30 protein-coding genes are annotated in these 24,218 nt (G+C 41.7%); 4 read left to right on the top strand and 26 right to left on the bottom strand.

All coding sequences use genetic code 11. From position 1 onward, the window contains the following. Positions 1-35: 35 nt before the first annotated feature. From FTV37_RS09370 to FTV37_RS09360, 3 genes are read left to right on the top strand one after another with little or no spacing between them, the layout of a single operon-like run. Complete coding sequence (locus FTV37_RS09370; RefSeq protein WP_180063648.1) at positions 36-599, top strand: LexA family transcriptional regulator; 564 nt, start codon at positions 36-38, stop codon at positions 597-599. Continuing rightward, positions 596-1,891 (top strand): Y-family DNA polymerase, encoded by a 1,296-nt coding sequence (locus FTV37_RS09365; protein ID WP_180063647.1) that lies wholly within the window; start codon positions 596-598, stop codon positions 1,889-1,891. Before FTV37_RS09370 ends, FTV37_RS09365 begins: the two co-directional genes overlap by 4 nt. Positions 1,892-1,926: 35 nt before the next feature. Beyond that, positions 1,927-2,580: a hypothetical protein gene (locus tag FTV37_RS09360; protein ID WP_180063646.1), complete on the top strand. Its 654-nt coding sequence runs from the start codon at positions 1,927-1,929 to the stop codon at positions 2,578-2,580. Positions 2,581-2,721: 141 nt separating this feature from the next. Here FTV37_RS09360 and FTV37_RS09355 read toward each other — a convergent pair whose 3' ends face one another. The 14 genes from FTV37_RS09355 to FTV37_RS09290 all read right to left on the bottom strand — a co-directional run bounded on the left by FTV37_RS09355 (position 2,722) and on the right by FTV37_RS09290 (position 17,037). Further along, positions 2,722-3,099, bottom strand: a complete 378-nt coding sequence (locus FTV37_RS09355) for a hypothetical protein (protein WP_180063645.1) — start codon at positions 3,097-3,099, stop codon at positions 2,722-2,724. Beyond that, a complete protein-coding gene (locus tag FTV37_RS09350) occupies positions 3,100-3,609 on the bottom strand; it encodes a lysozyme (RefSeq protein ID WP_180063644.1) in 510 nt (169 codons plus the stop codon). It abuts the gene before it with no gap. Then, positions 3,593-3,850 carry a holin gene (locus tag FTV37_RS09345; RefSeq protein WP_180026358.1) on the bottom strand — a complete coding sequence of 86 codons (258 nt, stop codon included), beginning with the start codon at positions 3,848-3,850 and terminating at the stop codon, positions 3,593-3,595. The genes FTV37_RS09350 and FTV37_RS09345 overlap by 17 nt, the downstream gene beginning before the upstream one ends. A gap of 59 nt (positions 3,851-3,909) precedes the next feature. After that, entirely contained in the window at positions 3,910-4,143 is a 234-nt protein-coding gene (locus FTV37_RS09340; protein ID WP_180063643.1) for a hypothetical protein, read from the bottom strand. Beyond that, positions 4,136-6,223, bottom strand: coding sequence for a hypothetical protein (locus FTV37_RS09335; protein WP_180063641.1), 2,088 nt, complete (start codon positions 6,221-6,223; stop codon positions 4,136-4,138). Before FTV37_RS09335 ends, FTV37_RS09340 begins: the two co-directional genes overlap by 8 nt. Before the next feature lie 18 nt (positions 6,224-6,241). After that, positions 6,242-6,628 carry a hypothetical protein gene (locus FTV37_RS09330; RefSeq protein ID WP_180063639.1) on the bottom strand — a complete coding sequence of 129 codons (387 nt, stop codon included), beginning with the start codon at positions 6,626-6,628 and terminating at the stop codon, positions 6,242-6,244. Beyond that, positions 6,625-6,909 carry a carboxypeptidase regulatory-like domain-containing protein gene (locus FTV37_RS17895; protein WP_257224269.1) on the bottom strand — a complete coding sequence of 95 codons (285 nt, stop codon included), beginning with the start codon at positions 6,907-6,909 and terminating at the stop codon, positions 6,625-6,627. The genes FTV37_RS09330 and FTV37_RS17895 overlap by 4 nt, the downstream gene beginning before the upstream one ends. Then, positions 6,906-8,156: a hypothetical protein gene (locus FTV37_RS09320; protein WP_180063637.1), complete on the bottom strand. Its 1,251-nt coding sequence runs from the start codon at positions 8,154-8,156 to the stop codon at positions 6,906-6,908. Before FTV37_RS09320 ends, FTV37_RS17895 begins: the two co-directional genes overlap by 4 nt. A 53-nt stretch (positions 8,157-8,209) precedes the next feature. Then, positions 8,210-9,826 (bottom strand): hypothetical protein, encoded by a 1,617-nt coding sequence (locus FTV37_RS09315; RefSeq protein ID WP_180063635.1) that lies wholly within the window; start codon positions 9,824-9,826, stop codon positions 8,210-8,212. Positions 9,827-9,835: 9 nt separating this feature from the next. Next, a complete protein-coding gene (locus FTV37_RS09310) occupies positions 9,836-11,806 on the bottom strand; it encodes a hypothetical protein (protein WP_180063626.1) in 1,971 nt (656 codons plus the stop codon). Further along, on the bottom strand, positions 11,806-12,210 hold the full coding sequence (locus tag FTV37_RS09305) for a hypothetical protein (protein ID WP_180063625.1): 405 nt from the start codon (positions 12,208-12,210) through the stop codon (positions 11,806-11,808). The genes FTV37_RS09310 and FTV37_RS09305 overlap by 1 nt, the downstream gene beginning before the upstream one ends. Then, on the bottom strand, positions 12,207-15,815 hold the full coding sequence (locus tag FTV37_RS17890; protein WP_257224268.1) for a tape measure protein: 3,609 nt from the start codon (positions 15,813-15,815) through the stop codon (positions 12,207-12,209). Before FTV37_RS17890 ends, FTV37_RS09305 begins: the two co-directional genes overlap by 4 nt. 66 nt (positions 15,816-15,881) lie before the next feature. Beyond that, a complete protein-coding gene (locus FTV37_RS09295) occupies positions 15,882-16,805 on the bottom strand; it encodes a phage antirepressor N-terminal domain-containing protein (RefSeq protein ID WP_180063623.1) in 924 nt (307 codons plus the stop codon). A gap of 79 nt (positions 16,806-16,884) precedes the next feature. Beyond that, positions 16,885-17,037 (bottom strand): toxin-antitoxin system HicB family antitoxin, encoded by a 153-nt coding sequence (locus FTV37_RS09290; protein ID WP_180063621.1) that lies wholly within the window; start codon positions 17,035-17,037, stop codon positions 16,885-16,887. Between the two features lie 66 nt (positions 17,038-17,103). Between FTV37_RS09290 and FTV37_RS18160 the strand changes: the two genes are divergently transcribed. Beyond that, the gene (locus FTV37_RS18160) at positions 17,104-17,514 is read left to right on the top strand and encodes an Arc family DNA-binding protein (protein ID WP_373683569.1); all 411 of its coding nucleotides are present in this window, start codon (positions 17,104-17,106) and stop codon (positions 17,512-17,514) included. A gap of 32 nt (positions 17,515-17,546) precedes the next feature. Here FTV37_RS18160 and FTV37_RS09280 read toward each other — a convergent pair whose 3' ends face one another. The 12 genes from FTV37_RS09280 to FTV37_RS09225 all read right to left on the bottom strand — a co-directional run bounded on the left by FTV37_RS09280 (position 17,547) and on the right by FTV37_RS09225 (position 24,202). After that, a complete protein-coding gene (locus FTV37_RS09280) occupies positions 17,547-18,113 on the bottom strand; it encodes a hypothetical protein (protein ID WP_180063619.1) in 567 nt (188 codons plus the stop codon). A 2-nt stretch (positions 18,114-18,115) separates the two neighbouring features. Beyond that, entirely contained in the window at positions 18,116-18,364 is a 249-nt protein-coding gene (locus tag FTV37_RS09275) for a hypothetical protein (protein WP_218947583.1), read from the bottom strand. Between the two features lie 91 nt (positions 18,365-18,455). Further along, the gene (locus tag FTV37_RS09270) at positions 18,456-19,046 is read right to left on the bottom strand and encodes a hypothetical protein (RefSeq protein ID WP_180063615.1); all 591 of its coding nucleotides are present in this window, start codon (positions 19,044-19,046) and stop codon (positions 18,456-18,458) included. A gap of 70 nt (positions 19,047-19,116) precedes the next feature. Beyond that, positions 19,117-19,851, bottom strand: coding sequence for a hypothetical protein (locus tag FTV37_RS09265; RefSeq protein WP_180063613.1), 735 nt, complete (start codon positions 19,849-19,851; stop codon positions 19,117-19,119). Further along, positions 19,844-20,014: a hypothetical protein gene (locus tag FTV37_RS09260; protein ID WP_180063612.1), complete on the bottom strand. Its 171-nt coding sequence runs from the start codon at positions 20,012-20,014 to the stop codon at positions 19,844-19,846. The genes FTV37_RS09265 and FTV37_RS09260 overlap by 8 nt, the downstream gene beginning before the upstream one ends. 9 nt (positions 20,015-20,023) lie before the next feature. Next, positions 20,024-20,446: a hypothetical protein gene (locus tag FTV37_RS09255; protein ID WP_180063610.1), complete on the bottom strand. Its 423-nt coding sequence runs from the start codon at positions 20,444-20,446 to the stop codon at positions 20,024-20,026. Continuing rightward, positions 20,421-20,936, bottom strand: a complete 516-nt coding sequence (locus FTV37_RS09250; protein ID WP_180063608.1) for a phage virion morphogenesis protein — start codon at positions 20,934-20,936, stop codon at positions 20,421-20,423. Before FTV37_RS09250 ends, FTV37_RS09255 begins: the two co-directional genes overlap by 26 nt. A 7-nt stretch (positions 20,937-20,943) precedes the next feature. Then, entirely contained in the window at positions 20,944-21,384 is a 441-nt protein-coding gene (locus FTV37_RS09245) for a gp436 family protein (RefSeq protein WP_180063607.1), read from the bottom strand. A 7-nt stretch (positions 21,385-21,391) separates the two neighbouring features. Further along, positions 21,392-21,748: a hypothetical protein gene (locus tag FTV37_RS09240; protein ID WP_180063605.1), complete on the bottom strand. Its 357-nt coding sequence runs from the start codon at positions 21,746-21,748 to the stop codon at positions 21,392-21,394. A gap of 10 nt (positions 21,749-21,758) precedes the next feature. Then, positions 21,759-22,835 (bottom strand): major capsid protein, encoded by a 1,077-nt coding sequence (locus tag FTV37_RS09235; RefSeq protein ID WP_180063604.1) that lies wholly within the window; start codon positions 22,833-22,835, stop codon positions 21,759-21,761. Between the two features lie 3 nt (positions 22,836-22,838). Then, positions 22,839-23,222 (bottom strand): hypothetical protein, encoded by a 384-nt coding sequence (locus tag FTV37_RS09230; protein WP_078193411.1) that lies wholly within the window; start codon positions 23,220-23,222, stop codon positions 22,839-22,841. After that, positions 23,222-24,202: a hypothetical protein gene (locus tag FTV37_RS09225; protein ID WP_180063603.1), complete on the bottom strand. Its 981-nt coding sequence runs from the start codon at positions 24,200-24,202 to the stop codon at positions 23,222-23,224. The genes FTV37_RS09230 and FTV37_RS09225 overlap by 1 nt, the downstream gene beginning before the upstream one ends. Between the last annotated feature and the right edge of the window lie 16 nt (positions 24,203-24,218).

Raw genomic sequence — 24,218 nt, 5'->3', positions numbered from 1 at the left:
AAATCTTGATATCTGTTACACCTATCAAGTTTATTATGTCTGAAATCATAACACACGGCGGCTTTAGAATTGGCGCTGGTCGAAAAAAATTAGAGCCAACAAAGGTTATTCGTGTGCCCGAATCTCGTATTGTGGAGATTAAAGACTACCTCAACAAGCCTAAAAACGAAGCAGAAATTTCAAATATTCGTCAAATTGACCCAGTTACATATCTAGAAATTCCACTTGCTGTTGAACGTGTGCAAGCTGGTTTTCCTTCGCCAGCTCAAGATTATATCGATCAAAAAGTCGATCTTAATGAGCACTTAATTAAAAATGCAAATGCAACATTCATTGTTAAAGTTGATTCGCTTTCGATGCTTAATATCGGAATTGACATTAATGATGAGCTGATTGTCGATCGCAGTCTAGAAGCAAAGCATAGAGACGTTATTATCGCCTGCATTGATAACGAACTCACTGTTAAACGCTTAATGCTTGAAGGTGATAATCATTGGCTTAAAGCTGAAAACCCTAACTTTCCTGACATTCACTTTAATGAAGGTCAAATTATTGAGATTTGGGGCGTTGTAACAAGAGTAATTAAGAGCTTTCGATGAGTTCGCAAGATCGCATTATTGCGCTCATCGACATCAATAATTGCTATGTAAGTTGCGAGCGTCTATTCCAACCAAAATTAAGAAACCGCCCTGTCATTGTCCTATCAAACAATGATGGTTGTGCTGTTGCACGCTCACAAGAAGCCAAAGATCTCGGAATTAAAATGGGTGTGCCATTATTCAAAATTAAAGACATTGTTGAGCAGCATAACGTACAGGTCCTTTCTAGCAACTACGCTGTATATGCTGAAATGAGTCGACGTTTCGTAAATACAATTAAGTGCTTTGTTAGCGAAAAGGATGTTGAACAATACTCTATCGATGAAACATTTGTGGACCTCACGTCGTACGTGAATCAAGATGTGAATGAGATTGCTCAGAATATTAAAGATGCTTTATGGAAATGGCTTGCTCTCCCTGTTTGTGTTGGAATTGGTCGATCTAAGACTGAAGCAAAAATGGCAAACCATGTAGCAAAGAAAAATAAGCACTTTAATGGCATTTGCAATTTTGTTGAAATGGATCCATGCATTAAAGAATACGTGCTTAATGATATTGAAGTATCTGAAGTTTGGGGCGTTGGTAGAAAACATTCCAAGAAACTTGAAGCAATGGGCATTAAATCCGTTTTAGATTTAGCTCTCACGAATCCGCAATATATTGAACAGCAATTTTCCGTTGTGATGAAAAGGACTGTACTTGAATTAACTGGTACTGCATGTATTGAGTTAGAACAAACCCCGCCAAGTAAGAAGCAGATCATCAGCTCTAAATCCTTTGGCCAACGAGTAACTGACTTAGATTCTTTAAAGGAAGCCATGAGTGCTTTTTTGCAATCAGCTGTTAAAAGACTGCGTGAGGATGGAAGTCTTTGCGGATGCGTCATTGCTTTTGCGCAATCAAATCCTTTTGATAAGGAGCGCCCTTTTTATAATAAGTCCGTGAGTCTTGGATTTGCCGAACCCACTGACTCGGCTGCAGTCATGATAAAAGCGGTTATGAAGCGAATTGATGAGATATATAAAGAAGGAATTGAGTTTAAGAAATGCGGCGTGATATTGACAGGCATTGAGCCTAAAGCCTCCTACATTCATGACTTGCTAACAGATTTAGATGCCATTGAAGTGGATGAAAAACTGCAGGCGACTTTAGAAGATGTTAAGGAAAAATTCGGGGATAAGATTCTTGCGATTGGACCGTGTATGCTGCCAAATCGTAGATGGTCAATGAGTCGTAATCGATTGACGCAGAACTATTTTTCTGTAGAGGGGATGTTGACTATTAGGGATTAATTTCTTATAAACCATTTATTTTTAGAATAATTACCATGGATATTAGGAAGAGTATTTATAACACTTTATGGATTACTACTGCGTTGAGTGTGACTATTATTGTGGTTTGTGCAATCGTTTCGGGTTGTAATGGTGAACAAAAGCCAATCTCCAATGCAATAACTATGTATGGTAGTTATTTTGGCGGAATAGCTACCTTGGCTGCGGCTTATATAGCATCTTTACTATTTAACAAATGGCAAGATCAACATAATAAGAATATTGAATCCAGTTTAATTTTAAATATTGTGGAAAAATTTAATAACTTTGATGACAAGCTTTCATATTTTTATGGTCCTATTTCTAAAACTTATGATAGAGAAAAAATAGAAGCATCAGATCCTGTATTTATGAGCCTTAACGATAATAAATATGAAATTCTATTTGAGTTACAAATGCAGTTTCTGAAGGTGATTGACGCGATTGAAAAGTACAGCATTGTCGAAGGAAATTACGAGCACGTTCATGAAGATCTAAAAAAATATAAGTCTGACTTTAGGTACTTCTTAAAAAAATGTGAGGATGTAGATTACTCTAACGTGCAATCTTCAAGAGATACTTTATCTTTCCATTATGGTGAATTAGTTAAAGTATTAAGTTCTTTTGAGCAAATTTATATTAACGATTTGCTAATCAAATTAAAAGAATAATAAAACAGCCCTCACTTGAGGGCTTTTACAATTGCACCATGTCGCGCCTTGCAGTCATTGTATTTAGTAACCGTATCAACAGACCAAAGCATTAAAGCTTTACCCTGCCCAGACTCTAGTTGTTGCAGATCTGCGCATGACTCAAGGAGGTTTGCTGGCACCACTGGCGATAAGTGAGTTGAGTTGCTGCACGCCGTCGTCATCAAAGCAGTTGTTGCGAAAAATAGGCCGCTCAATGATTTTTTGAACTTCACGTGTGACTGTTTCTGTTTTAATGAGCTGTTCTGATTTAAGTGTTTCATAGTCTGCACTTACCTGATTGATTAGATTTTGTTTTTCAGCCAAAGCTTTAAGGTGCTTTTGCTCAATTTCTTGGATTTTTGCATTACATTGCTCATCTGCCTTGCGCAGTTTTCCAGCTAGATGATTTGTATAGGCAATTTGCCCCACGTATAAAACAAAAAAGACCGCAATTGCGATCCATGTTTTATATTTCCATAAAACTGTGAGTATTGGCATCTACTGTGCTCCTATGCATTTTTGATGACGTTCTAATTGTCGAATCCAAACGCCATAGCAATTGTTTGACCGAACTGAGCAATCACGTTTTGCTGCATATTTCCATTTCAACAATGAGTTACATGCCTGCACATACTTGCCTTGCTTTAAGTTTCGTAGCATTGAAGATTGCGACCATGCACCAGTTCCAAACTGATAAGTGAAGTCCATATATAGGTCATATTCAGTTTGTGAAAGCGGAACACCCAAAAGCGTTTTATTGAATTTTTTGGCATCTTTGTTAATGTGAAATTTCAGATATTCCGTTGCTTGTTTGGGTGTAATCTTTGGATCGGTCATTTTTACTTTTTGACCGTTTGGGTACACCGTAGTGCCTGTACCAATAGTTGCCACGCCAACACTATCTTTGTATGGGACTAAAACAGTGCCTTCTTTGCTTTGTGTGTAGTAAAGGCCGGTTGCACTGATAGCTGTGATCATTGTTACAATCAACTTAGTCTTGTTTGACATTGCATTCACCGTTTAATTTTCGCTTAGTAAGCTCGTGAATTTCTTTTTCGCGCTGATTTCGTTGCCATGAGAAATAAACATTAATGAGTAAGCCCAGCACGGCAACACCTATACCTACCCACCCCATCCAATCAATGCCCATAAAAAAACCGGCAAAGCTTGCTGCTCCACCGGTCACTGTTGCTTTTGATCCCAAAGCTGCAGCTGATGTTTCTGCCACCGCTGCTGTCGTTTCAGACATGTCGCCCCCTAATTTTTAGGCATAAAAAAAGCACCTTTCGGTGCCATTGTTTAAATGATTCAAACTTCTATCTGACTGTGTTGTCCTGATGGAGCTGGTCGTATGATTTGTTGATTTGAAATGAATACACGTTGCCCAATATTGTAGGCTGTACCGCTAGTACAAAGTACTGGTCCAGATCCTCCATCTACTTGAACACGATATTCAGGATGGCTTGCAGAAGTAATTATTCCAATTAATTCTGTATGAGTTGGATTCAACAGTTTACGAAGTTCAAATAAAGGATTAGTCACGATGGATGCGCTCCACTTTGATGGATTCCGTCACTTTGCCATGACTAAATGAACCACTTACAGAATCAATCATACCCCACCACTGTCCATGGAATGCTATGGTTTTACCTGGCAACAACTCACCAATTTCTTGAGAGACCGGTAAACCTGACAAGGTGTGAAATTCTTGAATATTGGCTTTGATTAACTCCATCTTGCCAAAGCTTGCACCTGACACGACATCAAACATTGGACCACTCACAGCTTCAAGAGGAACATCACCTGCAGTATTTCGCTGTTTCACAGTCAGGCTGTCACCACTTCGACTATTCACGACATTAATGGCATTGAAGTCGGCGATGTAATCCTTGTTTTGTTCAATGACTTGTTGAATCACGATACTCTGTGAAATCAGAATGTCATAGTCGTCCACAGTCATTGCATCCCAATAGCCCTTTTTATAACGAGGCAAGATTGAAAGCGTATTACCTGACTTTTGGCTGTAGATGAAACCACCACCAGCTTCAACAACCTGCTTTATTGCATCCATTGGCGCAAGTTCCGCATAACTTAGGCTCTCAATTGGTACGATCCAGCCGACGTCATCAATCAACTTCCAGTCCAGTTCAGTACCGGATTGAGCTCGATCAATTTCTGCTTGAACTAACTGCACCGACGTTCGCTCATTATCTTGAATAAATGATCGTTTAGCCGCGTAATCCGCTGCATTGAGTGCCGTGACACTTCGACCATCATAGGTATAAGATTTATTCGCGAACTTAATCGTTTCCGTTTCGGTCTCAAGCAATACATGATGTTCAAAGCCATTAATCATTAATTTCAAAATCACCGGTTGGTCATTGATTGGCTGTAGTTTTTCTTTCTCCGTGTGCGCCACGGTAATTGAATATGACCAGCACCACGTACTACGGCTGCAGTTATAAGTGCCGTTAATGACTTTAATCGGCTCACCATTATCTAAGCGTTCTGCACTTAAACTATTCACGATATACCACCAGTTTTTATTCGGTAGTGCAGGAATACAATCATCCGCACCAAAATTTAAAATGACATTGTGAGCATCAACCTCAGTACACAAACAAATGAAGTTGAGATTTCCATCACCCGCGTATTTGGGTGTTTCGGGCTTTGGCCAAGGTTGAACTGGATGTTTTCTGTAATGAATGGATTTAGCTTTATCCCAAGGCAATTCAGACTTGGTGATAATCTCCAGACCTTTATCCCACTCGAATGAAAATCGCTTTTCAAATTGCTCAGCCACTTTGTGTGAATAGGTGAATTGCTTACGCCGACGAATCATTTCCTGCCATTTTGATTCGCGGTTATGGCGTAGCTTGATCGTGTCCTGATGTACATAACGTTGATGAATAAAGCGCGTCTCGCCTTGCTCCCAGACCATCTGTACATCAGAACTTAAACCCGTTGCTTGCTCATGCAGTATTCGTACAGCTTTGCTCAGCAATGTCGCCTCATTAAATTCAACATTTGAAATACTTGAGACCACTAAACTCTTATCAAAAAAAAGAGCCTCATTTGAGACTCTTAAAATTGGTTTTGCCCATGGTATTGCTGTGACACTTAAAGCAGCGATTGCCTTTTGATAACTGGCATCAAATCCATAAGACACCCCAACGATGTGATTAATGTCGAATACTGCCTCAATTTGAAATTGAAACTCGGTATCTAAAACAGTATCAATCGTGCATAGGTTTTCAGCGAATTCAGCAACAATTTCAAAGCTAAAACTGGTGTCTAGGACGGTATCAATCTGCCCAATGACATCAATATTGTCTTTAAAGACTGCGACAACTTTAAAGCTAAACTCGGAATCCAGCACTGTATCTATGACTGCAGTATTGGCACCACTATCTGCATAGACTGCGGTGACTTCAAAGCCAAAATCAGTATCTAATACCGCATCAACCTCAGCTGAAACATCATCGCCAAAATTAAGATTGGTTGTGCCACCGGCCAAGTGCTCAAAATTCAGAATGATGTTATGACTGTCAGTGTTATCAGGTTTAAAGTTTAAGTTTAGATTGTGTGCATCAACGGTGCCGAGCTTATTTTTAAAATCCACATGAGCACCCTTTTAAAATTAAGGTCTGAGTTTTATTGAAGTGATGGACAGTGTGCCGCCCAGCACTAAGTTAGTATTGGCCAGTGATATGTCAGCACCCACTGTAAGATCCGCAGCGACTTCACCCGCACCGTTATAAATACGTGCCCAAGTTGCAGTGCCTGTTTTAATTACAGTTGCTGTATCTGTCGGGTGTAGCTCAACATAAGTGGCTGTGGTTTCTTTAATACAAGGCTCAGGAAAAGTGAGTGTTACTAAAGCAGCATCCGGATCTGCTGCGACTGCAGGACTAGCAGGCTGCACGTCTTCATAAAAAATAACGGTAGCACTTTGGTTGCCGCTATCCATAAAACTAGCAAAGGCTTGAATCATGGCAAGCCGGGCATTGATTGATGTTTTACTCATTTTGGCACCACATTATCTTGAATGACTGCGTTGAATTGAGAGGCTGGATGATGTGCGACAATAAAAAATTTTGTTTTCATTAACTGTGAAAACCTATAATTCCCTATGTGATCAGTTGCAATATCTGCAACCAAATTACCACTTATTTTTTCAAACAAGCGAACTCTGCAGGGTATGCCTACCCCGGTCTCTTTGATTGTTCCGCTTATATGTAAACCAACACCTGACGATCTTGTCGCTGTTAGCTCTATGCGAGCTGAAGTTGGCTTAAGTTTAATCATAAATCACCAACCTTGACGACAAGCTCTCCGAAATTACTACTCTCAACCTCAGTTAGATACCCCATAAAAATTTCACTGTTTTTCACGAAAAGTGTTTTATGCGGAATCGGCTCAACTCTGTATAGCCAGTTAATCAGCGGCAACTTACCCCTAAATACATTTTCATTAATAAAGACTGGTGAAAAGAGCACATCATCTGTGACCACTGTTAAATAATTTGCAGAACCAGAGCCAAGAACTCCTTGTCCTTTCACACTTAATGCTTCGCAGTTTGCCTCGGCAGGTTTGGCTTCTTGCAAATAATTACGTTGCAAAAGCAACTTTGCATTTACCCCATTTGATACACCGCCTGTATATGATCCTCTATACGCAGTACTCCCGACCCCGGTCGAGCGGTATGTCGATATTAAAAAATTATTACTAATATCAGTTTCCAGGACTCTCTCAAAACACCCAAAGCCGTAAAGTATAGCGTGGTTTCGTGACTGCACATGGCTTGGCAGGATATAAAAGAAATCACCATTCCCTACTAATAACCATTGTTTAATGCTGGTTGTTGGTGGTGATGAATCCCCCGCATTAATTGCATTGCTTGCATAATACCATTTTGACCAACCATTAACAGCAGAACCACCAGACCCTGTGCCCACCCAATTTTTATTCGGCAAATTAGAATCAAATGGCGCTTGTACACCGAGCATCACATCAATATCTGTCATATCCTCAACAATGCCTACTTTTGCATACTTTGCATAAGTTGCTGTGTATGCAGGGTCTAACTCATCTACAACTCGAAGAAATGGCCGACTCGCTAACAATAAGTTTTTAGAGCGATATGCTGCTTTACCACCACCATTCGGGTTGCTGCTAAAGAATGGTTTCTCCCAACCGAGTGGTGGCAATGAAGCACTGATTGTACCTGTAGCTGTTGTCGCACTTGGCGTAGTGGCAAGCTCAAAGGTCACACTCTGAGCATTTGGCACAGTTAAAATACGATGTTCACCATTAAACTCTGACTGCGCTGCACCTGTGATTTTAATCACTTGGTATTGCATCAAATTATGTGCAGAACTAAATATGGCTGTAACTACTTTTTCTGATGCTGTTAATGATGAAATCGTACCAATATTGATGCCATCAACTAAACAAGCATCCAGCACATTAATCATCGAGCCATAAGCATTCTGAAGTTGTGGTGCGTTATTGTTGGTGTGCACATAGAACTTAATATCTGTACTTGCGACCATTTTTATTTACTCATAAAAAAGACCGCATAAAGCGGCCATATTTGATTTAAATTTTACACAACGCGATCAATATCACCGCGCAGCATGATTTGGAATGCATCCGAAATTACTGCAGGTTCGGACTGTTTTACTGTGCGAATTACCCACACAGGATAATTACAAGCAACGGTATTAAATCGCAGAACGTTACCATTGGCCCAACCACTCCCCCAACCTTCTTTTTTAATCACAAAATAAGGAGCATTGGTGACAGGATTAATTGGGCTAAAATCACTCGTAATGACACCTGTTGCGATTTGACCGGTATATTCACCCACGCATTTAAAGTTTGTACCATCTGTGAATTGGATATACCAGCGCTCTTGAATTGCGCCTTTATTCGTGACCTGAATAGGATATAGCGCATCATTGTAATTTGCGCTAATTAGCGTACCTGTCGGTTCATCCAACCATTGATTAGACCAGGTTTGCTGCACGAATTTCTTGGTATAACGCGCTTGCATGTCATTAATGACCAATGCAGAGCCTACGATCGTATTGTCGGCCTCATAGTTATGCGTCAAAGGCTTGGTAAAAGTGACTTGGCCATTAATTTGCCCATCACGGATCTGCCCCATATCTTGATAACGATATTTGGCAGTTAATGGCTCAACCAAGCCCAACAGCGTAAAATCACCACCAAGCGTCACGCGACCGTAATCATAATCTACGGTGTACAGGTCATAACCCACTTTAACGCCGTTTGCATCCTCAAGCTCACACCACGCAATACGCTGATCATTTAAATCATATGTCGTACCAGCAATTGCACTTGGTAATTCCTGCGACTTGGTGGAACTAACAATACCAATACCACCGACACGAAAAATTGGTACACGCCCATCAATCGGTAAGCGCGTAGCAGACAAACCCAACAATTCAGAATCAATCGGCAGATAGGTATAAGCAATCGCGTTATAGCGAACACTTGAAGCATCCACCCATACCGGCACATTGATATAAACCTTACCGGCTTCTTCATATTCAAGCAGTGGATCGTACCAGTCTTCAGCTTCTAACGCCGCACGATTATCAACTGTAACTTCAGTTTTGGTGTAGAAATAAATCTGCACAAAGCCATTGTCCCAATTCACCAGGCCATGAGCACGGGATGTCTCAATCACCCCGTTCTCATCGGCAGTTAGTGTGAGCTGACCATGCTCAAGCGTGCCTACGACCACGGTTAATGAGCTGGGTCGAAGTGGAATTACCGGTGTACGAAATGCAATCTTATTGACTGGCGGTAAATCCGTTGTTGTGGTCAATGACTGCAATTGAATACTGTTGTCAGCATTCGGCGTCCAGCTATCGATTTCAACAACACCAGTGCCATACTGGATGACACCAGATTGAATGCCTGAGTTGTTTGCCGGATCCACATTGCGATACAACAAGCCTGAGCGGTCTAAAAAGGTATCATTGCCCACTTTAAAACGTGCTGAACCCGTTAAAATCTGTTCATCAAAACCGGAAGATAAATCTAATTTCAACTTATCAGCCGTTAAAGTATGTGTAGCTGAATTTGAACCTGACGTGTCGCGGTACTTTACTTTCACATCAGCAGTATTGAATGCCTTTAAAGTAATTTCTTCGCCAACAATACTTGATGTTTGTGGACTATAAAAAGCCATTGAAATCCCCTAAGCGGTACCATAAGTAACTGCTGCTTCAAATTTAGTAATAAATTGCTTGTAAACCGTTTCTGGTGTGACTTCGCATAAGCCAGTTGAGTAGTTGATACTGCCTTGCACTTCACCACGAGTGTTGACTAAATTCCCCGATGAACTAGTCACCGGTACATCCGTCAGCAATACATTGGTTTCAAAATTTCCTGTCTCAGTAGATACAGGTATTTCCAGCTCAACACTGTTGGGTTGAATCGCCGATCCCGTTCCAATTGTGAATACGAGTTTTTGGTTAGCATCAGGCACCACATCATTCTTTGTTTGTGAAAGTGAAGTACCGAAGTTATAGATCACATTAAAAGTTGTCGATTTCTGCGGCAATTTGTTAGGTATAATTTTGCCTTTGCCTGAAGCATAATTTATTGAACCTTCAGCATCACCAGTGAATCTTCCTTGAGCATTGGATGTTGCCGTTTTGGCTTCCCCTTCAAGCAACCAATTAATCGTCACGCCCGGTAACACCCCTAGATGTCCTAGATCAAACTCAAAGGCAGCTTTTTCAACACTCAAATTTGAGCGTACAAAAGTCACAATCGGTGTACCCCAATTCAGCAGAATTACACTATCTACATCGGGCAATGCGCCTGCAGTTAAAAGCCATGATCCTGTCTCGTAATTAATCATCCCCGACCCAAAAGAACTGTTTGCCGCTTTTAACTGTCCAGATCCATCATCCTTAAGCTCGTAAAACTTACCTTGAGCCATATAGGAAATAGATAATGCACCTGGCGCAGGAATCGGAATCAATACACCTGACCAATTAGTACTTTGATTGTTCTGAGTAACTGGTATGGCACTACTCTGGTAATACTGATTCGGTGCGGCTGCCGGCTTAAACGCAATGTTTAAACTCATGGTGCCGGTTGGTGCCGCAGAGGTCCATTTCACCAGTCCACGCTGATAGTCGATCGTACCAACCTGCGTACCAAGCGAGTTCTTGAGCAATCCACCTTGGTCAGTAATCGATTGGCCTTGCATGGTAAATGACACAGAACTTGGCATGACTGCAGAACCGATATATAAGTTCTGACTTTCACTCACGACTTGCGATGCATAGTTCACCGTAATCAACCCATCACTACCCGGTACCAAAACAACACTTTCGCCTGCTGCATTCACATCGATAATCGGTGTTTCACTCTGAGCAGATGGGATCAGTTGGGTAAACATTGAATCCGCATTAACCGTGTATTCACCCACGGTTGCATCAGATGCCAACTGAGTTGATGAGTAATACAAGCCGGTATCAGCAACAAGCGTATCGCGGAGAATAGTTTTAGACGGTGTATTACCGGCATACCACTGACGCGCCGACAAACCTACAAAATCACGCTCTAACGGATCATTGATTTGATAGGTCGCAACTTTGTATTCGACATTTTTACCATCGATTACCATCACTGCTGTGCGGGTATCAACCTTAGTAATTCGCACGTACTGTTCAAATTGAAGTGCTTTTCCTTCATCTGAAATCAACACGATCGTATCACCGACACTGGATTCAGTTTCTTGTGGAAACATTACCACTTGCAGTGATGACATGCCTTGCCAGTGCGTATCAAGTGGCGTGCCGGCAATCTGGCCACCTTTAGCCAAGTAATTTTCAACTCTGTTTTGTGCAGCCTGGCGTTCGTCGGTCCATGACTCAGTGCTGAATAATAATGCTGATACATTTGGATCCTCCGGAAGCTCAGATACAAATACCGTGGCACCCATAAGTAAGTCAGTGTCATTCGTGGTTACAGCTGGAAAGATCTTTCGCATCGATACATCACCGACGGTACGATCTAGTTCAGAAATGTCATTGAATAAGTTATTACTTAATCCGTCTGCCACAATCTGACCGTTATATTTCCCACCACCATCAGCATTATCGGTGTCACGCTCAGCGTGATAGATCACTAAATCTTTGGTTTCAATTGGCATTACTCACTCCAAAATCTGAGCGTTAAGTTCATGTGGTCATCAAGTGATACAGGTGGTATGCCTTTCACAGGTGTGGCTTCTAAAGCACCATCAACATGATTAAAAACCACATTAAAAGTACGTGTGTCATGTGCCCATTCAAATTGAATCTGAAACTGCTCATTGAGCACTGACCAGGCCTGCAATTTACGAACGACACTTAATGAAGCCCACCCCATTCCACTGTCAGCTGGTACTAAAGTGATTGGCCGACCTGAAAGCTTAGTACCTTCCTGAATATTCGGTGTGCCATCCATGGCATATTCCAAAGACTGCTCTTTGGCTTTCCAGCTAAATTCATCAGACCAAAAAAAACCGTCTTCAATTGAGACGGTTTCTGATGTTGAGATGCGTTTTATTTTCATGTTGATTTACTCAATGTACCCAACTGTTTAAGCATCGCTTCAAGGCTTGATTGACTCTCAGGTGACCCTGTTAGTTGCACTGTTTCATTACCAAGTTTGAGTTCATATGAAATACTCTTTGATGAAGAGCCTAATCCACTCGCCTTGGTAGACACATTATTAGGCGCATATTGCTGCATACGCTCTAACTCTGCATTCACTTGCTCCACGTTACTTAAGCCACCGAAGAAGCCAAAGCCTGACGACTTGTAGCCATTTACACCCTTGGTTCCTTCATAGATATCTTTTGCATACTGTTTAGCAGCTGCATCCGAATATCCCATGGCTTTAAGCTCAGCTTCGATATCCCCGGCATTTTTAGCCATCTTGCCTTTGGTACCTTTTCGAGTCTCATGCATACCACTCGATGCTGCACTAACCGCTTCTTCCCATGCACTTCTAACCGAGTCAGCCTCGTCACGACCAGTTTGGCCAAGGTTGCGGAATCCATCTTCAGCACCACTTGAAGCACGGCGCACGCGGTGAATGGATTCTTCAAGCTCACCATAGCTTTTGACTGATGCTTTACCTGATGAATCAATTTGCACTTCTAATCCAAGTGAAGCAGCCTTGGCTTGAGCCATTGCAATCTGAGCTTTATCACCTGTTGCAATTGTTGCGTTCAGCATTTGTGTGTAAGCATGCTTAATAGCCTCTGCTGTTGCCTGACCACTTTTACTCACTACATCAAAATTACGCTGAGCACTTGTTGCAGCATCGTTTAATTGCTCTTTAGTTTGTATCCCAAGTGCACTAAAAGCCGCTTGAACTGGATTTAATGCTACCGGCAATTGTTTGGCTTTTTGCTCAATCTTAGTTAAGCCAAGAGCGACCTGCTCGCCAGTAATTAAGCCTTGTTTTTCAAGTTCAATCAGTTTGCTTTTCGCATAATCCAATTCAGCGCGTGTTTGAGCGGTATCAATTGCTTTATTAAGGTTTGCAGATAACGCAAGACCAGTATCAATACCCTTTGCCTTATAAGCATCAAGATTGTTAAGCACAACCTGCACATCATTACTGGCCGATTGAAATGCAAGTGAAAACTTACCTTGTAGTTGCTCTGTGCTTAAACCTGTACGCTCTAAAGAGGCTTTCATCACTGCCTCAGTTAATGCGGCTGTTTTTTCTGCTTCTTTGGATGTGCCTGCAAATGCAGCTTTAGCATTAGTTTCAAAGACCAACAGATCCTTACCATCCAAGGCCTGGCTAAGCCTTAACTGAAGATCTTCACTGGTGATCTTTCCCTGTTCTTGCAGAGCGATTAGGGCAGTTACCGAATCATTAATCCCTTTAGTTGAATCAAACTTCATAGCATTGGATATTTTTTCCAACGCTTCTTTAGTTGGCTCACCTTTTTTGATTAACTCATCAAACTGCGCAATTAATTTTTTACATTCTTCTGTTAGTTGATAGGTTTTGTCTCGTGCCTTTTCAGCTGCAGCAGCCTGCTCCGCTTTAATTTCTGCTGCAACCTTGGCTTGAGCAGCTTCCGTTTTAGTTGCTGACTCCAACTCCTGAATTGCTGTTAAATACCTTTTGTCTTCTGAGGCTTTGCCTAGATTAGAAAATGCCATCTCAGCCTTTTCAACACTTTTAGCTAACCCTTCACCGATTGCCGTTCCAAGAGGAACTGCAACTGTTGGTATTAAAACACCTATCGCTGTAATCGCTATACCCAATGCACCCAGTCGACTAATGAGATTCATAACTGAACCACCAGTAGCAGCCATCGATGTGCTTGCAGCCGCTGAATTGGTGGCAAGCTGGGTTTTGGCAGTCGCTGCACCCCGTGTAGCTGCAGCATTCGCAATTTGAGCTTGTGTATTTGCAACCACTACTGTTGTTTCTTGCGCAATCGCTGTAGATGCTGCTCTCACACCTGCTGCTTTATCAAGGAACACGCTTGCAATATTTAGCGCCTTATAGGCAATAAAAGCTTGACCAGCTAAAGTTAGGGTAGAAACAATCGTATCGAGGTTTTCTGCCACGTATTTCAGCGCATTGGCAACTTTTTCACTCGCCCCTGAAGCAGCATCCGCCTCACCGATGTAGACAGTCCAGGCTGTTTTCAGGTTCTCAATAGCAGCGCCAATCGTTGCTGGGAATTTAGCATACTCGGCACTGATTTTTTCAGATTGGCTGAGTAACGCCTTGGTTACGACATCAGTAGTAAGCTGACCCTCACTTGCCATCTCACGAAGCGCACCTGTTGTCACTCCTAAACCATCGGCCAATGCTTGAGCCAGTCGTGGTGATTGCTCCATCATGGAGTTAAACTCATCACCACGAAGTACACCAGAACCTAAGGCTTGATTTAACTGTGTAATTGCTGCTTCATTGGATGCTGCTGACCCACCACCCACTTGAATTGCTTTATTGATTGTATCGGTTAAAGCAAGAGCTTGTTCTTGAGGCCATTTCATCTCCTGACCAATCTTAGTTAGTCGAGAATACAAGTCACCTGTAGCTGTTAAATTTGAATTGGTCGCAATAGCTACATTTTTTACATCATCCATGGCTTTTTGTAGGTTGCCATGCTCACCGATCGCAATATTAATACGCCCAGATAGATTTTTATATTCATCCGCAGTTTGAGCAATTTCCATTGCAGATGTACCAATCCCAAGTGTAGCAAGCGCACCGGTTAGCGCTGTAAAACCTGTTTTTAAACCTTGTATTTCATTTGATACGCGCTGAGATGCTGTTTCAGTCTCATTTAGCTCTTGATTTGCCTTGCCAAGTGATTGATCTAAGTTGTCGACCACAGGAATGGCTTGCTGCGATGCTTGGCTAAATTCATGCATCGATGTTTCAGCTAATTCTAGCGCTTGCTCTAAAGCTGATACCTTCGTCTTGGCAGAAGTTAATTCTTCCAAGGAAACATCATCGGATGAATCCGCCAAAGCCTTCCAGGCCACATTAGCCGCAGTTAATTCTTTTTGTAGTGCATCTATTGCAGTTGCACCTAACTGCCCAATTCGTTCCACCTCTTTTGTTGAAACAACTGCGCCATCCCCCATACTGTCAATTGCACGAGTGGCGCTCTGAGCTTCAGAAACAATATTGGTTAAATCTACTGACGTAAATTTTTGAACTTCAGAAATAGTTTTACTTGCAGCTTTATCCACACCCAACATTGCATCGGTGGCAGTTGCTTCATAAATACCAAATGCAGCCTCAACACTTTGGATCGATGCTTTAAGGTCAGCAACGCGATTAACGGCATTTTGAATATCTGACGGCGTAGCTTTTGTTTGTGATAGTTCAACAAGCTCGGCCTGGGCACCTACAAGCTCAGTATTCAATGCTCCAATCATTTGTTGGCTTTGCATCGACATATCACGAAGCTGGCTTGCACTTACCGTGCTCTTATCACCAAGATTGCTAATTTCTTTAGTGGCTTTATTGAGCTCACCAACCAATGCATCCACTTGAACATTCTTTGCTTCAGTTCTAATGGTTTCGAATACTTTTTTAGTAACATCTTCAGACTGCTTTGCAGCTGCTACCAAACCTTTGCTATCACCATCCAGAATTAATTTAAAAGTAAGATTTTTGCCTGACATGAACTTTTTCCTTTAATCTTAGGCATAAAAAAACCACTCCGAAGAGTGGTTTTTAAATGTCTGATCTTATTTAACTAATCGACCCATAGCATTTTGCACTATTAGTGGCAATTGCTCCTTTGAGACTAGGTCAGTGCGATTTACCAATTCTGGAATGCTATTGGCATCCACCATTACTGCATCTCTTGGAATCAAATCTAGAGAAAATCCGCCTTGATAATTTAGCTTGATCATCATCTGCTTACCTTGAAGTATTCTTGACATCAAAGCTTGTGCAACTTGGTCAGGATTAAAAGATGGGTGTTCAGGCATTTTGCCGCCTAAACGCTTTACTTCCTTTTCAAGCTGACTGTGATACTCAATCAAGCGATATTGCAATACACCGTGACAATCCTGCACTGCATTAATATCTACTGGTGAATGTTGCTGAACTTTATCAAATGTCAAAATCAAGCCGTGAACGTATTCAACTGCATCATCGAGATTATCAAGTGGTATCTCTTCAATACTTTTTACATTGAATCGCTGCAAAACCATGTTGTATGCATCTGAAAAATTGATCTTCACACGTGATACTAAGTTTGATACAGCATGACGTAGATTTTCGCGGTCTTTCGGGGTTGTTTTACGTGGATTAACCGCCTTTCCTTTTGTCCAATAATCCCATAGCACATCGTCGCATTCGCTTTGGTACTTTATAACCGTGTCTCTAAGTTCGGGTTTTACTTTATTTGCATGAATTGAATAAAGCCATGCTGGTAGCTTGCGAAGTAATAAACAAAGCATGGTTTGTAGGCCACCCTTGGTAGGTATGGTGATTTCCACCATACCTTGTTCAAAGCGCTGTTTTAATTTCACAAACTGGCTTTTCCAATCCAAACCCATGCCATCAACAATAGGCTTCATTGGTGTATATGGCTGCCCTTCATATTCCACAATATATAATTCAGCATTGTGGAAAGGCACTGTGATTTGGGTTAAACTTGTCATGTGTTTACATCCTTATGTGATGGCAACTAAACCTTGTGATATGTGAGAGTTGAGCAAGGTTTTTTTGTGCCTATTGATTTCATGCTTTCGCACTCTCTTGGTTTAATAAAAGTTCAACCGCCTTATTGATTAAATAATTCATCGAACGCTCTTCTTTTACTGCCTTCTCTTTTAGTTGCTTGTGCAACCCAGGTGGAATGCGTACTGCTACCTGTGTGTCCGATCGTGCCATTTAATCCTCCAGTAAAGCACCGTGATCACATTAAAGCACAGCGCTTTATTGATGTAAAGCACTGTGATGCACTATATTCTTTATATCAATAATAGAATCTTTCGTACAATGGCGCGCAACGACCCACAGATGAACCTCCGTGTTCCAATTGAGTTAAAAGAAAAAATCGAACAAACCGCTTTGGAAAATAGCAGAACCATTACTGCTGAGGCTGTATATCGCCTAGAAAAAAGCTTTGAACCTAATTTCTTTAGAATTACAACATTCAATGATCTTGAGCAACTTGGATATACGATCGAGATTGATCGATTTACACTTGGATTGTTTAAGTCTCAATTACACGAAATTAAGCTGTACGAGTTAAATTTCAACTACTGGATACTTAGCTATCATGCAATGCGATGCACTATTAATAGCTCTATTGCTAATGAGTTGATTAAAATTGGTTGTAAATTTGAAGGCTCTAATGCTAGATAGATAATAAAAAAGCACCATAGGGTGCTTTTTTATTATTGCAATATTGTGCAATTTTTCTTCTCTCTTTCAGCCATTTCCAACTGCTTACTGTAATCAGTCAATAGTGATGCCGCCTTAAATTCATATTCTTTACCCTTCATAAATTCAAGATATGCATCAATATTTGTGGTCATAGCATCAGCATAAAGTAAGCGCGTGGATTCTGCACATCCCTGAAACTTCATTATGGAAATATTTCTCTTAATTTCCTGAAGCTTTGCCACGGGCTGAGATAATGCAATTCTACTGGTGGCACCAGCTACAGTTGCTGCATCTGTCCACTCAAGAATAATTTTATTTAACTCTTGTGCTTGCTGTGGAGTAACCTCCACTGTTTTTTCCATCTTAGCATCAACAATCTTATTAATAGTTTCTTCTTTAATTGGGGAGCCACCATATTGCTCATTTAGTTCCGCAGCTTTTTCCTTCTCCAGCTTCTGCTGATGTGCAACCTCAGCTTGTTTTAACCTTTCAACATCCGCTTTATTGCTCTCATTTATGAAATAAAACAATCCACCAACAATTAATACAGCAGCTACAATTAAAACCTTAAGGTTCACTATCAACGCTCCCAATTAATCTTGTAAACATTGCCACCAATAACAGTAATGGTGTAGGTCTGCCCATCAACTTTATAAATGTAGATTGTGCCCTTATGTGGCCATCCGTTGCGGTCGTGCACAACTTGACGATCTACAGACTCAGGTTGCCCCAGTACATCTTTAAGTCTAGCTTCTGAGTTACCAAGCTCAACAAAACCATTGCTACCACGCAGTGCTCTCATATCTACTGCAAATGCTTGTACAGACACACATAGAGCCAATATTAAAGCTAGCTTTCTCACCCCAACACCCTCAATATTTTATTATGGAGCACATATTAAGTGAAAACCGCAACTTACATCAATGTTTACTTAGCTCATCTTGGAACGTTGTAAAACCTTTTTTATCCGCATGGTGCGCTGCCCGAATGATATTTGAATCAAACTTACCACGGTTGCGTTGATACTTTTCAGCCGCTTTTAAGTAGCCAACAAAAGCCCCATAGGACATTTGCAGAATATCGTCTTGTCTATGGCCATACGCTATCAAGTACTGGAATGAATCAAACCAAGTTTGTTCAACACCACCTTTCTTCTTACGAATTTTAGGGCCTGGCTTAACGTCTTCATTGAAATATGCACCATTTACTTCGATCACATGTTTAAGAAGATGGCTAAACTCCAACGGATCTGATTCAGCGAGATCTAATAGCGACTCCATTTCAGTGTCTGTACACATTGAGCAAAGTTGAAATACATGCGCGCCATAATCTTTTACCAGGCCTGCGCCGATTAAATCTGAATAATCACTTTGCTTTAGACTGTCACGAATAACTGATGCAATCGGTGACCAGAAATCAAAGTTATGCATCTGCAGCTGCTTCACTTCCACATCATTGCCAAGCACCTTAATTGTGATCGAGCGATTATTCGCTACAAAGAAATCATTCATGATTTAATCTCTAGAATTCAGGCACAAAAAAAGACGCTTATGCGCCGTGGAGTTCTTTGTGCCTGAGGTTTTACACTTTCGGAATTGTCACAACGTGGCCATATAGACCAAGTGTTGCATCCGTTCCTTTGGTCACATCAGATAAGGCTTGACCTGAAATTTCATATTGGCCAAGGTCTTCATGAATCAATGGGAATGTAGTTTCTGGTGATTTTTTAGTACGCCATAAACGAACAGCCATACTGTCCCCAGTTGCAGTGTTAATCCCTTTAAAGAACAATTCATATTCTTTGTTGAAATCACTAGCAATGGTGGTATGACTTACTGCACCAGTGGTGTAGGTTGCCGTTACTGGTTCTACAATCGTTTCTTTAAAGATCACAGTGCCGAATACAGAATCAAGCTCATACTTCGTCTCATCAATAGCTGTTGAGCCGGCAGTAAATGCAACTGCAGTTAAGCTATAGCCGTTGAGCTTAATTTCTTCACCGACTTTCACGGTACCCAAGGCTTGGTCAGTCACCGTATCACTTGCAACTTCAGACTTCATACCAGAAAGGATGTACTGAAGGTTGGCATCATCCACTTCTTCAAGTTGTCCTGAAAAGTTCACACCAGTGGTCTTTGTTAGTACAAAATCCGTCGTACGCTGACCGGATGTGCTTTCTGTGTGCTCAACCTGATCTGTTGTGATTTCAAGCTCAAACTCAGGCACGTTACCAATATGGCGCATTGCACCTGCAACACCATTTGCAATTTCAGATAAATAGAATTTACCTTGGAGTGAAATATAATTTTTAGCCATCGGTTTTCACCTCTTTAGTGGGTTTATTTGGAGCAGATGGCTTCACTTCTTCAATGATTTTATCTGCGAGTAATTTGCTGATTTGATTCTCTGTCAGCCCACCAACAATATCGCCGGCAGAAAAACGCCCGACGGGTTGCCGGGCTTTATATTGTTTTGCCATGAATGGCTCCTAAATAAATTTTTGTGATTCAAAGATAATAGTGATGTATGCAAACCCGGGGCTATAGCCATCACGAACCGAAATCAGATCTAATTCATTGCGAGAAGATTGCGGCTTCCAACCTGAAAGAAGCTGAATTACTTTTTCAGTTAAAAGCCCTGCTTCATCGCTAACTGCTCGACCATCATTCTTCTGTGACTGGGCATTGCGACACGCCACTGTCACCGCCCACTGCTGACCAACCTGATTAATTCCCCCTTTACCTGCGCTTGCTTTCTTGTCTATGCGTACAAAGTTGATATGCGCCGACGGAGTGACCTGCGACATTTCTGTGACCACTACTGAATTTAGCGGGGAATAAATCTGCTTAAATTCTGAAATTTCTTTCAGTTTTTCTGCAATCTCATCACGTACCGCGAAGAAGGTACTCATCAATAAAACTTCCTACGATATTTAGGATCATTTCTTCATCTGCAGAATTGATACCTAATTGTGTCCTTGGAGGATTAACTACCTGTTTTACTTTTCTGTATTGACCACCAACAGCAAAGGTAATGTATTGGCTTGTCTTTGGCAGAATCGTAGCACCGAAGTGCAGGTATGGCGCATAAAAGACGTTCGTACCTACCTCAACACCATTCGAAAGAACGTTGTATGTATAGGAATTCATCAAACGACCAGTATCACGTAGCGTTTGACCACCTTGCATACCCTCTCGTCCCTGCAAGCTTGCACGCCAAGACATCTTCCATGGATTACCATCAACATCAAACCCACCAATGAATCTTTCTTGAACACTGGTTGTTAATGCCAAGCCAATATCTTCATAAAGTCGAGCTTTTTCAGCATTAATATCCAACAATTGAGTCATTACCGCCTCAATTGCTGAACTATTTGAATCAATCTTGATTGCAAACGCCATAATTGCCTCACTTGATGCTAGGCATCATATTTAAGACATCGTCACCAAATACCCCACCACGATAAGTACTACCGATAGGTAAAGTACTTGGCTTCTTTGTAGGCTCATCATCAATAATCTCGTCCGATTCCTCAGACTGGATCTGTAAATGTGCCTTGTTTTCAGCCACGCGCTTTAAGAATGAGATTGCATCCTCATAGCGCTTTCGGACTTCTTCAGTTGGTTGCTGGAAATACAAGCGATAGCGTGCAATATCACATGCCATGCGTTTTAAGTTGCTTGGCACATTTGGCAACGGCAAAGAATAACGGCCACCTATGTGACCGTTAATCTCCTCTGTCGCGTCCTGAATGGCATCATCTACAGCAGTGACATTGGGTAGCATTATTAACAGTTGCTCTAGCTCATCACCAAACCGCGCCACCAAGTCAGATTTAGTCGCATACATAGATCACCTACTTAGCTTCTGAAGCAGCCTTCTTCGCTTCGGCAGTTGCTTTTTTCAGGGCAGCGTCAGATGCAGCCAATGCTTTTTCAAGCTCTGCAACCTTCGCTTTAAGCTCACCATTTTCCTGATCTGATTTGACCTTTTCATCAGTCATCAGCTTATTTGCTGCAATAAGATCAGTATTGGCTTTTTCAAGCTCAGCTAAGCGAGCGGCTGAACCATCAGCCTTAGGTTCTTCTGGAGCTTTTTCTTCTTCAATAACCCCAGTTGCTAAAAGGGCCTGAAGTTGTTTAGCTTCAAGCCCTGTGATTTCTTGGCCTGGACGAAAGTGTCCAAGCGACTGCTTTGCAATGTACTTCGTCATAATATTTTCCTTATACAAACCCACGACCGCCTACCAGGCCATTCTTATTGTTTGGAATCGCCAGTGGAGATGATTCAGCAAGCATTTGAATGCTTGAAGGATTCTTTTCTTGCCATTGGCTTAGATAGAACTCTAGAGCTTGTCCAAAAGCCTCTACGTTTTGGATAGCGCAGTGAGCGATCCAGCCATTAGCATCAGAGATCAGTCCAAAGAAGTCTTCCGGAATAAAACGATCCGGTGTACCGCCACCAATACTGTGTTGAACGTCATACGTCCAAATTTCAATGTTGTCGACCGTACCACGGAACTGCGGTTTATCCATCTGATCAAAGGTTGGAGTCAAAGGAACACTAATACCCGCATATGGTGCAATGAACTTCTCTTTAAACTCTGGATCTTTAATTAAAGTGTTGTACACCTTAGATGTTGTAAGTGCCATTGTTGGAGAAGTACCTGAATGTTCTACTGATAGATCAATCATGGTCTGAAAATCTTTTACTGGTGTAGCACCAACCTGCCCCCATTTGATCAATGGAGCAAATGTACAAGCCGCATTACGCTCATAATCTACTTCATACATTGGGAAGTCAGCAGAAGCGAAGGTTGTCTTGCCATATAGCAAGACATCACGGGCAATCAACAGCTTTCGGTTTTCAATCGATTGACGTAAATATAATGCCTTTTGCGCTTGGTCAATAAGCAATAGATCTGCATCACTTAAACGGTTTGAGCCTGTGGCAATCACACCAAATTTACGCAACTGGGTAATCAAAGCGGTATTTTGCACGTCACTTGGAAATACCGTCATCATTGGCTTTAAATATGCCGGTTTAACGAATTTCACGTTACCAGACTCACCAACTTTAATTTGGCGACCAGCAGCTGTTGGTGTAACGAATGGCGCGAGCGGCGTTGCTGTATTTAACTCACCTACAGGAACTTCTTTTTTGGTATACGAGACACGTTGAGGAAAGAAGCGATCCATTAACCACGTGTCTACCTTCTGAGTAGTATCCGTTAATAACACCAACTGAGGTACATCCAGTAATTCAACCGGAGCGTTCTGAAATGTAAAAGTTTGACTCATTGATTATTTCCCCACGACTTTGCGAAGTTCGATTTTGTTGATTAAGGCCTGGGCACGTACCGCGTCATATTGGGCTTCCGTTAACGGCGTACCATTCACAGTTACCACAGCAATATCAAATGCACCCTGTACGTAAATTGGCATTTCCAGACCATTGGCTGCATGGTAAGTAGCCTGCTCTACAGTCATATCTGTATTGGCAATGGCATTCCAATCACCAACCACACCTTCTGTTACCACGGGGTGATCTGCGAGGTTGTTTGTAGCCACCTTCAACAAATCACCGCGTTTATATGCAGTCGCCGTTTTTACTTTGGCGTTTTCTGTACGAACGCCATCACCCACTACAAGCTGTGTAGTCGTGATTGTTTGAGTAATGGTTCCCATTAATTTTTTGCTCCTTGTTGAGCTGCAGCAAATTGGTTAAACGCATGATCTAAGGCTGTACCTTGCTGATCGCCTTGGCCTTGTTGCCCACTTTGATTGCTATTCGCTTGATGAGTGAATAAATGTGCAAATGCTGGATTCACACCCGGTGCTGGCTGCGTTTGTTGCTGTTGACCAGCTGGCTGTTGAATACCTGCAGAAAATTGCTTTAACTGCTGTGCCATAAATGCGAATGCAGCATCATCCATATCTGTATAGGATTTCTTTTCTTCAGCACTGAATTGTTTATTCATTGCTGTTTCAAGCGACTTGATGTCTTCTTCACGCTTATCAGCTTTGAACTTCTTAAGTTCGGCCTGAGCAGCATCACGATCTATTTCAGCCTGCTTTAATTTGGCCTGGGTTTGCTCTAATTCGGTCACGTCGGTGTCCTCTGGTTGATTAAAGTTTTTAGGTGAGTGACTTGCTGCCACGGCGTTTGTATTGTCATCTGCGCCCAAGGCACAAAACGAAACTTCACGGATTCGTCCACCACGGAATACCGTGATTGGACCCTGATGAACTTTTCCGTTCACCGATACGGATGCACCTGCCTGAATTTCTTCAATAGCTGTGGGTTCAATCCGAACAGACATTTGCCACGGGAAACCATCGTCCGAATCTTGGGCAACCTGAGCGCCAAACTCATTACTCATTAAATCGCCAGAAACAGTTAAACCTGTTTGATGGTTGATTGAGTGGGTATTGATTGCTCCTGCTCGCTGACTTGATCGATGTTCAAGTAACGCAGGGATTCGGCCTTTTAGCTGCATTGAGTCCAAATCAAAAATGATTCGATCCCAATACCAGTGATCAGTGATTGGCTCTCCACTGTAAGCAACACCGGAGAAAGTACGTTTTTTCTTACCCTCCTCAGCATTATCAACACTCAGTTGCCCGAGCTGGAAACAATACTGATTAGGCTTTTCAGCTTCTGGCATTTTCATGCTCCATAAA

The organism is Acinetobacter sp. YH16042 (assembly GCF_013417245.1).
Classification (GTDB): domain Bacteria; phylum Pseudomonadota; class Gammaproteobacteria; order Pseudomonadales; family Moraxellaceae; genus Acinetobacter; species Acinetobacter amyesii.
Note: the sequence above shows the minus strand (reverse complement) of the source record. Positions and strands in the feature narration are given on the sequence as shown.